Raw genomic sequence first — 12,753 nt, forward strand, 5'->3', positions numbered from 1 at the left:
ATTATGAGTACAGGGACCATTCTCGACAAAATCATTGCCCGCAAGCAGGAAGAGATTGCGGTGGGCAAGAACAATTACACCCTGGGTGATCTGCAGTCCATGGCAGAGAATCAGGGCAAGGCCCGTGGCTTTGCCCGCGCCTTGTTCGATCGGGTGCGTGACAAGCAGCCTGCGGTGATCGCTGAAATCAAGAAGGCATCGCCCAGCAAGGGGGTAATCCGTGATGATTTTGATCCCGTTGCCATCGCCCGCAGTTATGAAAAAAACGGCGCTGCCTGCTTGTCAGTGCTGACCGATCAGGATTTCTTCCAGGGCCACGACGACTACCTCAGAGCTGCCCGTAATGCAGTTAGCCTGCCAGTGATCCGCAAGGACTTCATGATCGACCCGTGGCAGATTTTTGAATCCCGAGCTATGGGGGCCGATGCGGTACTGCTGATTGTGGCGGCCCTGTCTGATGCCCAGTTGGACGAGCTTAACCATGCCGCCCAGCAGGCCGGCTGTGATGTGCTGGTAGAAGTGCATACCGAGGAAGAGCTGGAGCGGGCGGTGAAGCTGAATGCGGAGCTGATCGGCATCAATAACCGTAACCTGCACACCTTCGAGACCAGCCTGGATACCACCCTGACACTGGCGGAGAAGGTACCCGGTGATCGCATGATCATCACCGAAAGTGGCATCCACACCGCTGCCGACGTGAAGCTGATGCGCAGCAACGGCATCCATTCCTTCCTGGTAGGCGAGGCGTTCATGCGTCAGGACGACCCGGGGGCGGGGCTGAAGGCGCTGTTCTTCAGTTAACAGTTAACAGTTGCGCGGGAAGCGAGGGTGTTAGCGATAAGGTTCGAGGCCGCGCCCGGAATCCGGGGGCGGCTTCGTTGTATGTAACCAGTGCAAGCCGTTGTAGGAGCCCAGCTTGCCTGGGCGAACCGTGCGAAGCACGGCACGGTTGAAGCATGATCGATCAAGGCTGTCAGACCTGGCTTCGCCAGATAACTATGTCGAGGCCTGAAGCTATACCTCGTTTGGGCTCGGATCGCCCAGGCAAGCTGGGCTCCTACGGTGGCTTAGCAACACGTTTGTAAAAACAAAGAGGCCGCACCCGGGTTCCGGGTGCGGCCTCTTTGTTTTCAGATCAGGATGGTGCCAATCTGCGCAGCTATTAACTATTCATTATTAACTGTTAATTGCTGTTTACCGCGTGCCGTAAACCACCATGGTCTTGCCTTTCACGGACACCAGACCCTGTTCTTCCAGGTTCTTCAGTACCCGGCCCACCATTTCACGGGAACAGCCAACAATGCGGCCGATTTCCTGGCGGGTCACCTTGATCTGCATGCCGTCCGGGTGGGTCATGGCGTCGGGTTGCTTGCACAGATCCAGCAGGGTGCCCGCGACACGACCGGTAACGTCCAGGAACGCCAGATCACCTACCTTGCGGGTGGTGGCGCGCAGACGTCCGGCAATCTGGGCGGACACAGCGAACAGGATGTCGGCGTCCTCACGGGCCAGTTGCTTGAATTTGGCGTAGCTGACTTCCGCTACTTCACACTCGCTTTTGGCCTTGACCCAGGCAGAACGGGACGGATCGTTTTCGAACAATCCCATTTCACCAAAGAAGTCCCCCTCATTGAGGTAGGCCATAATCATTTCGCGGCCGTCATCATCCTCAATCATGACGGTCACAGACCCCTTCAGAATGTAATAAAGTGCATCTGACTCATCCCCGGCATAGATAATTGTGCTCTTCGCCGGATACTTGCGACGGTGACAATTGGCCAGGAAATGGTCCAGATTTGGAATAATTTTGTTGCCTTCAGTCATGGGCGCTCAGTCTTAAGCCAGAAAAATGTCTTAGCCAATAAGACCATGGATATTGCCTGTTTTTATCAGACATGCCAAGGGAACTGGCTCTCACTCTCGGTTTTCACGGCTCCAGCGGTGGTAAAGTCGTGACCAGCCCCTCCCAACGGAGGGGCCGGCGGCCAGGTCGTGCCGCAACGGGGGGGGCAGTGGGTGACGAAAAGGGGGTGGCGTAGCCCCCCCCGTATGGTACTCTGCGCGCCTTTTTACGGGGCTTGTTCCCCGGGACGAACAGACTCAGGAGACAGCCATGAAAGCAGTGGTGAAATGGCAGGGAGCGGCCTGCTATGAAGGGCAGACCGAAAGCGGCCATACCGTGCTGATGGATGGCCCTCCGGATCATGGTGGCGAGAACCGTGGTCCTCGCCCCATGGAGACACTGCTGCTGGGTGTGGGAGGCTGTTCCTCCTTTGATGTGGTGCATATCCTGAAAAAATCCCGACAGGACGTGACCGACTGCCGCTGCGAACTGACTGCAGAGCGCGTGGATGAAGTGCCGGCGGTCTTCAGCAAGATCCACCTGCATTTCATCGTCAGCGGCAATAACCTGAAAGAGACTCAGGTGAAGCGTGCCGTTGAGCTGTCTGCCGAGAAATATTGCTCAGCCAGCATCATGCTGGGGCGCGGTGGTGTTGAGATCACCCATAGTTATACCATTGAGGCCTGATCCTTTCGGTCAGGTTGATCTTACCCGGGATTCCGGGGTGTGAGGCGAAGCGTTTAACGGCTTCGCAGACAGGTGGTCGCAGTAATGCGGCGTTGTGTTAGTTCTAATGTGGCGGTGAAACGCCCATGGGGTACGGCTGTGGTGAAAGATCCCAATCCCAAGATTAAGGTTCACGGTTTCAACAACCTGACCAAATCCTTGAGCTTCAATATCTTTGATATTGCTTACGCGAAGACTGAGCAGCATCGTAAGGAATACATCGAATATATTGATGAGCTGTATAACGCTGAGCGTCTCACCGAGATTCTCACCAATGTGACCAAGATCATTGGCGCCAACATTCTCAATGTGGCTCGTCAGGATTACGACCCGCAGGGCGCCAGCGTGACCATGCTGATTGCCGAGCATGAGTCGCCGCCGGACGGTTCTGACTGGGATGAGGAAGCGCCGGGTCCGCTGCCGGATACCGTGGTGGCTCACTTGGACAAGAGCCACGTGACGGTTCACACCTATCCAGAGTCTCATCCGGACAATGGTATTTCCACTTTCCGGGTGGACGTGGACGTGTCGACCTGTGGGGTTATTTCACCGCTGCGTGCGCTGAACTACCTGATCCACAGCTTCGACTCCGACATCGTGACCGTGGATTACCGGGTGCGAGGCATGACCCGTGACCTGGATGGTACCAAGCACTACATCGATCACGACATCAACTCGATCCAGAACTTCCTCACCGAAGATACCCAGAACGCCTATCAAATGATCGACGTGAATGTGTATCAGGAAAACATCTTCCACACCAAGATGCTGCTGAAGGATTTCGACATCGACAACTATCTGTTCGGTGCCGGTAGCGACGAGTTTGATCAGGAAGAGCTGGATCAGATTGAGGAGCGCCTGAAGACTGAGATGCTGGAGATTTTCTACAGCCGGAATCTGGGCTAAAAGCAGTTAAGAGTTAATGGTTAACAGTGAATAGCTGCGCGATCAGCGCAGCTGCCAGCTGAAACTACAGAGGCCGCGCCCATAGATTGGGCGCGGCCTTTTTGTTTGTGACAACTTTTATTTCGATGCCGCAGTAGGAACGTAGTGTAGTAACGCACGTAGTGCGTGCCCTAAGGGTGAGCGGAGCGAATAACTCGCCTGCAAGCGATCCGAGCCCTGGCGAGGTAAGGATTCCAGAAGCGAGTTACGAGAAGCGAGTTTCGAAAATCAAAAGATAATAACCAGGCACGAGGTTTGAGGTTTTGCCTTTCGAAACTCGCTTCTCGTAACTCGAAACTCATTTCCTCGCCAGGGCTCGGGTCGCTTGCAGGCAAGCTCCTACAGCGGTTTCATCCCTGGCGTCAGGCAGTCAAACAAAATGCCGCATCCGGGATATGGGCGCGGCCTCTTTGTTATCAGTACCTGATGATGTTTGGCGCCACGCTGTTAACTGTTCACTATTAACTGTTAACTAATCAAACCCGGTAGGTCGTAAACGTCATCACCTTGCTCATCAATGTCATGGCATGGCGGATAGGGGGGGGGAGGTCAGCGCCGCCGGCGTCTTTGGCGGTGACGGCGTGCTTGAGCTCGTCCGTGCGCATTTGCTCGAGAATGGCGCGGGTGCGCAAGTCACTTTCCGGTACCTGGAACAGATGGGACTCCAGATGTTTCACCACCTGGTTTTCCGTTTCGGAGACAAAGCCCAGGCTCCAGCGATCACCAATCAATCCGGCAGTGGCACCCATGGCATAACTCATGGCGTAGAAGATCGGGTTGAGCTTGCTGGGAGTGCCCCCCAGTTCGCGAATACGCTCTTCACACCAGGCCAGATGATCCTCTTCCTCTTTGGCCGCTTCTTCCATGGCATGGCGGATATGCGGCAGGCTGGCGGTACTGGCCTGGCCCTGGTAGAGCGCCTGGGCGCAAACTTCGCCCGTATGATTGATTCGCATCAGCCCCATTACATGACGACGATGATCCTTCGGCAGATTGCCAGGCTGGGCCACCCCGCCCGGGCTGTCCGGCGTGGCGGTGGGTTCGCGTTCCGCCTGAATGGTGCCCGGTGTCAGGGTGCGCAGGGCATTGTCGGCACGGGCCAGCAGGCGATCGAGAGGAGAAAGTCGGCGTTCGGTCATGGCTATATGCTTCACACAGCATGCAACAGGCTTGCACGCAGGGTTGGTTACAGAGATTCTAGTGTAGCCGAAGCCAGTGACTTCAGCATTTGATTCAACACAATAACAAGGACATTACAGCGCCGCGTGAAGCTGCGACGCCTGTTGCGTACTCCAAATGAGTGATCTGAACGACCTGAGAATGCTGCTCGACTCCCGCTATCCGATTGTGGTGATCGAGACCTGGGAAGAGCTGAGAGCGCTGGATTTGATCCGGCGGCTGGGAATGAAGGAAGGACGACCGGTGTTTGCCTGGAATGCCGTGGATGGCCTGCGTCGGCTGGAGTTTGATGATGTGCCCAGCCAGAAGCATACGGTGGAGCCGGAAGCGGTATTGGGCCAGATCCGTGGCACCAGTCAGCCAGGCATTTATGCGTTATGCGATCTGCACCCTTTCCTTAAAGATGAGCCGAAAAATGTTCGTCTGCTCAAGGAGATTGCCCTTCATCATGAACGGCTCCAGCACTCGTTGGTGCTGATCAGCCACCAGTTTGAGATACCTGCGGAAATTCGCCGGTACTCGGCCCGGTTCAGCCTTTCCATGCCGGATGAAAAGCAGCTGGAGCACATCGTTCAGGATGAGGCGCGCCGCTTCAAGCAGGAGAAAGGCGAGCGGGTGCGTGCGGATCGCGAGTCGCTGGATCGCTTGATCAGAAACCTGCGTGGTCTGAGCGTTGAGGATGCGCGCAAACTGGCCCGTGGTGCCATCCTCCATGACGGTGCCATCACCGAAGCGGACCTGCCGGAAGTGAACAAGGCCAAGTTCGCGCTGATGGAAATGGATGGGGTTCTCAGCTACGAGTACGACACCGAAAGCTTTGCCAATGTGGGCGGGTTGCAGGGGCTCAAGCAGTGGCTGGGCAAGCGCGAAAAAGCGTTTCATGGTGACACTGACATTGACTCCCCCCGTGGCGTGATGCTGGTGGGGGTGCAGGGCGGCGGTAAGAGCCTGGCAGCCAAGTCGGTAGCGGGCTTGTGGGGTTTGCCGTTATTGCGTCTCGATATGGGGGCCATCTACAACAAGTTTTTTGGTGAGTCTGAGCGCAATGTACGTGAAGCATTGCGAATGGCCGAAACCATGTCTCCCTGTGTGCTGTGGATCGACGAGATCGAGAAGGGTATCGCCGTGGGTGACAACGATGGCGGCACCTCTCGGCGGGTTCTGGGTACGCTGCTGACCTGGATGGCGGAGAACCAGAGCAAGGTATTCATGGTGGCCACGGCCAATGATATTGAACGGTTGCCGCCGGAGCTGATTCGGAAGGGCCGCCTGGATGAGATCTTCTTTGTGGATCTGCCGGATGCGGCGGTGCGTGAAGACATCTTTCGCATTCACCTCAACAAACGGGGGCTACCAGCCTCCAGCTTTGATCTGGCTGCGTTGTCGGCTGGCAGCGAAGGTTTCACCGGGGCTGAAATCGAGCAAGCGGTGGTGGCCGGGCTGTACAGCGCCGGTGCGGCAGAGCGGGCGCTGGACCAGTCCTTGCTGGAGGCGGAGTTGGCAGCTACCGTGCCGCTGTCTGTGACCATGGCTGAGCCGCTGGCACGTTTGCGGCACTGGTGTCAGGGCAGGGCGGTGAATGCCGGTGCTTGACCCGGCACTGGCCGGCTCTGACCAGAGCCTGTCTGCGGCCTATGTGGATGCGGTGCTGCCGGATCTGCTATGCCATTACGGGTTATCCCGTGAGGACATCCTTGCCCGCGCAGGGATAGAGGAAGAGCGCTTTTCCCGTCCGGAACAGTTGCTGCCTCTGGTTGATGTGCTGCGCCTGTTTCTGGTGATCATGCAGGCCAGTGGTGATACCGGGCTGGGATTCGAGATCGGGCGCAGGGTGCGACCCCGCTCCTATCAGGTGCTGGGCTATGTGATTCTGGCCAGCCGTGACCTGGGCCAGGCCATTGATCGCCTCATACGTTTTGAAAGCCTGTCAGGCAAGTTGGGTGAAACCCGGATTGATCATGGTGATGGTGTGGTACGCCTGCAGTGGTTGTGCCCACTCAGTGGTGAGCCGGCCCGGTATCTGGTGGAAGCCGCGATTACTGGTTGGGTCGCCTTTATCCGGCCGCTGCTGCCAGAGCGCCTGGCTCCTCAGGCCGTCTGTTTCCGCCATGCGCCGCCAGCGGATATCACGCGTTACCAGCAGTACTTTGCTGCCCCGGTTCAGTTTGACGCTGACTTTGATGGCGTAGTGCTGGATGCCGAGTTGCTGAACGCCCCGCTGAATACGGCCGATCCCGGGCTGGCCGGGATGATGGAACGGGAGGCCAGGGAGCTGCTGGCAGAGTTCGATGTGAATACCAATCTTGCCAGTGCGGTCCGGGCGGCCATCTATCGACAGTTGGCAGGGGGCGAGCCCTCGCTGGAGAGCGTGGCCCAGGCGTTGGGGCTGACCGCCAGGGTGTTGAGCAAGCGGTTAACCGCGCAGTCACTGCGCTTCCCCGAGATGCTGGACAGCCTGCGCAAGACGTTGGCAGAGCTGTACCTGCAGGACGAATCCCTGTCGTTAACCGAGATTGCCCTGCTGCTGGGGTTTGCAGAGTCCAGTTCTTTCAGTCGAGCATTTCGCCGCTGGCGAGGGGTGAGTCCGAACCAGTACCGTCGCTGTTAGTGAATCGCAGAATCGTCTCCCGCAGGACGTTCAGCTCCACTGGTTTGGGAAGGTGGTCATTCATCCCGGCGGCAAAACTGCGGTCCTTGTGTTCCTTCAGAATGTGCGCGGTGAGTGCCACGATAGGCGTCGATGGCAGGGCGTGGCGCTGCTCGTGCTGCCGGATACGTCGGGTCGCTTCAAAGCCATCCATTTCCGGCATTTCACAGTCCATCAGGATCAGGTCATAGCGGTTCTTTTCGGCCAGCGCGAGGGCCTCCTGGCCGTCACTGGCAATGTCGGCTTTCAGCCCCAGCTTGCCCAGCATGCCGCGAATTACCTTCTGGCTCAGATAGTGATCTTCCGCCACCAGAATGCGCAAATCCGGGCTGGGTCTGGCGTCTACCGTTTCAGCCTTGGGGGTGGGGCCAGTGGACAATTCTTCAGCCAGCACCTGACGCAGACGCGGTGCAGACACTGGCTTGGAGAGCACCCTGTGAATACCCACGTTACGTGCCATGGTGGCACTGGGAGCCTGCTGGATGCCGGTGAGCATCACCAACACAGTGGGGTGAATGATGACCGGATCTTCATGGATGCGGGCGGCCAGTTGCATGCCGTCCATGCCGGGCATCTGCTGATCCAGTACTACCACATCATAGGGTTCATTGATGTTTGCCTGGGTGCGCAAGGAGGCAAGCGCCTCGCGTGGGTCATGGCAGGCGGTAACTCGCATTCCCCAGGAAAGGGCATGGTGGCGCAAAACCCGGGTGACCGTACTGGAGTCATCCACCACCAGCAGGCTGCGCCCTTCCAGGCAGGAAGTGTCCACGTTGGGTGCGCGGGGCGGTGCGGACTGGTCGGCGGGGAGAGGGATGACAAACCAGTAATGAGTGCCGCGCTGATCCTGCAGATTACCCATGCGACCATGCAGGGCTTCGACCAGCTGCTCGGCAATCACCAGGCTCAGATGGCTGCTTTCGTTCTGCCGTTGGGAATTCTGTAGTCGTTTCAGCGCTTCTTCACTGAGTGCACTACCGGAAAATCCGAAACGTACCCGGTCTGCCTGACCAGTGGGCTCCAGGGATACATCAATAATCAGCTCACCGGGGGTGCCATGACGGATCAGGGCACCGGTCAGATTGGTGAGCACCTGACGCAGTCGCCCGGCATCACCCAATACCCGTGGGGGGACATTGGTATGCACATGGGTAATCAGCTCGATCTGCTTCTCTTCGGCCCGCTCCTTGAACAGGTCGATGGCCTCCATCAGCAGGTCATGCACATCCAGGGAGGCCTGGTTCACATCACTGCTGTCGGTGGAAAGATGGGAGTGCTCCAGAACATCGTTAATGATTCGCAGCAGGTTGTCCCCGGCGTGCTGGATCGCGCCCACGCACTCCTTCTGGTTCGGCGTGAGAGGGGTGTCTGCCAGAATTTCTGACATGCCGAGGATGCCGCTGAGGGGGGTTCGAATGTCGTGGCCAATGCGGGCGAGGGTTTCACGCCTTGTGCTTTCCACTGTTTCGGCAACGGCCTCGGAGCGTTGTTGCTCAATGCGCAGCTGAGCCTGATGGGAGACTCTTACCCGCAGTCCAATACCAAGCGTCAGGGCTTCTACTATGGTTGAGGCCATTAGCCATTGTGGCAGCTCCGCGCTGGTTTGCAGCAGACCCAGGTAGGCCTGGCCAAGTACCAATGCAGGCAGGCACACAAAGAGTGTAGTAATGAAAAACAGGCCTCCGCCATTTTGTTCACGGTGCCAGGTGGTATATCCCATGGCGATCAGCAGCAACGCGGCGATGCTCACCAGAGAGAAACACAGATAGGCGGCGAGGGGCAGCGGCAATAAGAATGCCAGGGGCAGGCAGAGCAAGGGCACAATCAGCAGGGTGCGGGTGCAGTAGTCAAGCCAGCCCTTGCTACGCTGCAGCCGGAAGTAGCAACGGGTGACCCCGGCTGCGGCCGCCATGGCAATCAGCATCAAGGGAAACAGCAGTCGGGATTGCAGCTGGTTTCCATCGGTCAGGCTATAGGGCAGGAAATCGGCGAGCAGCAGGCTGATGAGGGTAATGCACAGCAGGAAACCGGCCTGATAGTAATAGGTGCTGCCGCCTCGCATGATGGCCGCGATCAGGTTGTAGATGATCAGTGTCGCCAGGGCGCCAGCCATGAGCATATAGAGGTTGTCCTGGCGCTGATTGCTGGCCAGATGCTCGTTGAGCGTCGACAGGCTGAGTCCGTAGGTGAGGTAACCCCGTGGCTGCAGCTTGATATAGAACAGTTGCTCCTCACCCACCGGCAGATGGATACGGAAGCTGGCATCCCGTCCGGGAATGCGGGCACGGTTATCGGCTAGCTGATAACCCACGCCGTTGTCGTTGGGCACGAACAGGCTGGCATTGGGATTACCCCGTAGCTGTAGAGAGAAGGTCTGTTGCTCGCGAAATTCATTCTTGATAGCCAGGCGAACCCACCAGGGGTTTTGCTGGATACCCAGTCGTTCGACGAAACGGGTGGCAGGCTGAAAGCGATCCGCGATCGGGCCATTGCTGACCTGGTGAATAGTCAGATCGCCGTTCGTATCCTGCAGATACTCCGAATATATGGTGACTCGGGCATCATTCGGCAGACTGTGGATGATGTAAGGTGGTGGTGGTTCTGCTGCGCCCTGTGCCATGCCGGTCAGGCACAGCAGCGCAATGACCATTAGCCAGACAAACTGTTCAGGCCTGTTCCACCATAGTGTTTTGTTGCTCTGCATCCGCTGGTTTTCCCCGATCAAGCACATAGGCATTCAGCCCGGCTTCGGAGAGGATATAGGCACCGAGCTCACTGCGTCGACCGTCTCCGCAAACCACATAGAAAAAATCTTTTTCCAGGTTATGCACTTCCCTGCGCAATTCATTGAGTGGAATGTTACGGGCACCCGGGGTGCGGTCGTGACGAAATTCCATGGGCAGGCGCACGTCCACCAGTATGCACGCTGTGTCGGCCTCCAGCACCATGGTATCAAGTTCATCTTCGGTGAGGTGACGAATTACGGAATCCTGAAGAATCGACTGGAAGTCCTTCTTGCCCAGACACATGACAATGCCATCACTGGTCATGGTGACCGTGGCGTTGCGCGGGCTGTCGCTGATCAAGGCATCTTCACCGAAGAAGCGGCCTGCCGACAGGGCCGCCAGGGTTTCCTGCTTGGCGCCTTTGCTGCGACTGACCATGGCCTTGCCTTGCTTGATGACGAAAAAGGTATCGCCGTCTTCGCCTTCCGTGACGATGGTTTCCCCCAGTTGTACTTCCCGTTCCTCGAACTTCACGAACAGGCTGTGGATCATGGCGGGGGGCACTGCGGCGAACAGTTCTGAGGACAGCAGGGCGTCCATCCAGTCCCGCTCGCTTTCATCGTCGCCCTCATCAAGCATGGACTCTGCCGCCTGGGTCCAGGTCATCAGCAGATCCAGCTTGTTGCGGTCGATGGCGTAGAGGGTAGTGGCTTCCGCCGAAATGGCATTAATGGTGTGTTCGGGGTAGTTATCCAGTGCCAGATAATTTTCGTCGTCATCAGCAGTAAAGTGACGAACCTGAAAACTGGCATCAGTAAGGTCCAGTGAGCCCTCTACCAGGAAATAAGCCTTGTCGCTGGTCTGGCCACGTTTGAAAAGCAGTCGGCCTGGCGCCAGTTTAATGACTTCGATCTGGCCCTGAATTTCCTGCAGGTGGGACTCGCTGAGACAGTCGAAGGGAATGAAGTTTTCGAGGCGGGACATTTCCGCCGCTGTTGTAGACATGGCAACCCCTTGTTTCGGGTAAAAGTGGCTGAGCCTGCAGGTCCCGGCAGACTCAGCCTTGAGGAGCCTCTGAATCACTCCTTGCATACTCAGTCTTTCAGGCTGGCCCACAATCTAGGCGCACTTTTGAAGGCATGCTGGCTGCCTGTCGAGAAAGTGCAACAACGAGTGTGGGGCAGCCTGGGAGACCCGAAGGGCGCGGCCTGGAGCGCCCATCCGCTGCGCCTTGCCTCTTGGGAAGGGAGCAACCCTGACCATCGAGACAAGACACAACGGCTGCACGCTCCAGGCCACGCTGAGTACGCAAGGAGTTATTCAGAGGCTCCTTGATTATTAGTTGCCTTTAACTTTATGCCTTTTCGCGGGCGACTGCACGGTAGCCGATGTCTGTACGGTATTGGGCGTCACGCCATGTGATCTGCTTCACACCCACATAGGCGTTGGCCTGGGCTTCGCTCACGGTGGCACCGACGCCGGTAACACACAGCACGCGGCCTCCGCTAGTGACAACCTGACCGTCTTTCTCGGCGGTGCCAGCATGGAAGACTTTTACCGTGTCAGAATCTGCCTGATCCAGACCTTCAATCACGTCGCCCTTGGCGTAGTCGTCCGGGTAGCCGCCGGCCGCCATGACCACGCCCAGGGTGGGGCGCGGATCCCACTGGATCTCGGTCTGGTCCAGCTTGCCGTCCAGTGCCGCCAGGCACAGGCCGGCCAGGTCAGACTGCAGGCGCATCATGATCGGCTGGGTTTCGGGGTCGCCAAACCGGCAATTGTACTCGATGACCTTGGGAGCGCCTTCCGGGCTGATCATCAGGCCGGCGTAGAGGAAGCCGGTGTAGGGCATGCCTTCAGCTGCCATGCCTTCCACGGTGGGGTTGATCACTTCTTCCATGATGCGCTGGTAGACCGCATCAGTGACCACGGGGGCGGGGGAGTAGGCGCCCATGCCCCCAGTGTTGGGGCCGGTGTCGCCGTCACCTACGCGCTTGTGATCCTGGCTGGTGGCCATGGGCAGGACGTTCTTGCCGTCCACCATGACAATAAAGCTGGCTTCTTCGCCTTCCAGGAACTCTTCCACCACCACGCGGTGGCCGGCATCGCCAAACTTGTTGCCGTCCAGCATGTCGCGCACGGCTTCTTCGGCTTCATCCAGGGTCATGGCCACGATAACCCCTTTACCGGCTGCCAGGCCGTCGGCCTTGATAACGATGGGGGCGCCCTGCTCACGGACGTAGGCCAGGGCCTCGTCCATGTCGGTGAAGTTGCCGTACGCTGCTGTCGGGATGTTCTGGCGGGCCAGAAAGTCCTTGGTGAAGGCCTTGGAGCCTTCCAGCTGGGCAGCGGCCTTGCTGGGACCGAAACACTTCAGGCCGTTTTCCTTGAAGGTATCGACAAGGCCTTCCACCAGTGGCGCTTCCGGGCCGACGATGGTCAGATCAATGCCGTTGTCCTTGGCAAAAGCCAGCAGGGCCGGCTGATCCAGCACATCGATAGCCACATTTTCCAGCTTGGCTTCACGGGCGGTGCCGGCGTTGCCGGGGGCCACGAAAACCTTCTCTACCTGCTCGGCCTGAGCCACTTTCCATGCCAGCGCATGCTCGCGGCCACCGCCGCCGATGATGAGTACCTTCATGGGGTGATCCATTTGCTATGAATGGTGATACCTGAACGGGTGTCGC

Annotated in this window: 10 protein-coding genes; 5 read left to right on the forward strand and 5 right to left on the reverse strand. The window is 57.9% G+C overall.

Annotated features, from left to right (window positions below; translation table 11 throughout):
- Positions 1 to 3: 3 nt before the first annotated feature.
- The gene (trpC, locus tag GFN93_RS07345) at positions 4 to 801 is read left to right on the forward strand and encodes an indole-3-glycerol phosphate synthase TrpC (RefSeq protein WP_153500160.1); all 798 of its coding nucleotides are present in this window, start codon (positions 4 to 6) and stop codon (positions 799 to 801) included.
- A gap of 393 nt (positions 802 to 1,194) precedes the next feature.
- On the opposite strand, the gene crp is transcribed toward trpC, so the two are convergent.
- Positions 1,195 to 1,824 carry a cAMP-activated global transcriptional regulator CRP gene (gene crp / locus GFN93_RS07350; RefSeq protein ID WP_035233015.1) on the reverse strand — a complete coding sequence of 210 codons (630 nt, stop codon included), beginning with the start codon at positions 1,822 to 1,824 and terminating at the stop codon, positions 1,195 to 1,197.
- Positions 1,825 to 2,113: 289 nt separating this feature from the next.
- On the opposite strand from crp, the gene GFN93_RS07355 reads away from it, so the two are divergent.
- Positions 2,114 to 2,530 (forward strand): OsmC family protein, encoded by a 417-nt coding sequence (locus GFN93_RS07355; protein ID WP_153500162.1) that lies wholly within the window; start codon positions 2,114 to 2,116, stop codon positions 2,528 to 2,530.
- Positions 2,531 to 2,614: 84 nt separating this feature from the next.
- Positions 2,615 to 3,475, forward strand: a complete 861-nt coding sequence (gene speD, locus GFN93_RS07360; protein ID WP_153500164.1) for an adenosylmethionine decarboxylase — start codon at positions 2,615 to 2,617, stop codon at positions 3,473 to 3,475.
- 515 nt (positions 3,476 to 3,990) lie between these two features.
- On the opposite strand, the gene coq7 is transcribed toward speD, so the two are convergent.
- Complete coding sequence (gene coq7, locus GFN93_RS07365; protein ID WP_153500166.1) at positions 3,991 to 4,653, reverse strand: 2-polyprenyl-3-methyl-6-methoxy-1,4-benzoquinone monooxygenase; 663 nt, start codon at positions 4,651 to 4,653, stop codon at positions 3,991 to 3,993.
- Between the two features lie 157 nt (positions 4,654 to 4,810).
- On the opposite strand from coq7, the gene GFN93_RS07370 reads away from it, so the two are divergent.
- Positions 4,811 to 6,286: an AAA family ATPase gene (locus GFN93_RS07370; protein ID WP_153500168.1), complete on the forward strand. Its 1,476-nt coding sequence runs from the start codon at positions 4,811 to 4,813 to the stop codon at positions 6,284 to 6,286.
- Positions 6,273 to 7,301, forward strand: coding sequence for an AraC family transcriptional regulator (locus tag GFN93_RS07375; RefSeq protein ID WP_153500170.1), 1,029 nt, complete (start codon positions 6,273 to 6,275; stop codon positions 7,299 to 7,301). The genes GFN93_RS07370 and GFN93_RS07375 overlap by 14 nt, the downstream gene beginning before the upstream one ends.
- Here GFN93_RS07375 and GFN93_RS07380 read toward each other — a convergent pair.
- The 3 genes from GFN93_RS07380 to purD form a co-directional block, all read right to left on the reverse strand.
- Complete coding sequence (locus tag GFN93_RS07380) at positions 7,243 to 10,044, reverse strand: hybrid sensor histidine kinase/response regulator (protein ID WP_153500172.1); 2,802 nt, start codon at positions 10,042 to 10,044, stop codon at positions 7,243 to 7,245. The two genes, GFN93_RS07375 and GFN93_RS07380, sit on opposite strands and share 59 nt — an antisense overlap.
- The gene (locus tag GFN93_RS07385) at positions 10,007 to 11,071 is read right to left on the reverse strand and encodes a cyclic nucleotide-binding domain-containing protein (protein WP_235901724.1); all 1,065 of its coding nucleotides are present in this window, start codon (positions 11,069 to 11,071) and stop codon (positions 10,007 to 10,009) included. Before GFN93_RS07385 ends, GFN93_RS07380 begins: the two co-directional genes overlap by 38 nt.
- A gap of 349 nt (positions 11,072 to 11,420) precedes the next feature.
- Positions 11,421 to 12,707 (reverse strand): phosphoribosylamine--glycine ligase, encoded by a 1,287-nt coding sequence (gene purD, locus GFN93_RS07390; protein WP_194285764.1) that lies wholly within the window; start codon positions 12,705 to 12,707, stop codon positions 11,421 to 11,423.
- Between the last annotated feature and the right edge of the window lie 46 nt (positions 12,708 to 12,753).

The organism is Alcanivorax sediminis (assembly GCF_009601165.1).
GTDB classification, from domain to species: Bacteria; Pseudomonadota; Gammaproteobacteria; order Pseudomonadales; family Alcanivoracaceae; genus Alcanivorax; species Alcanivorax sediminis.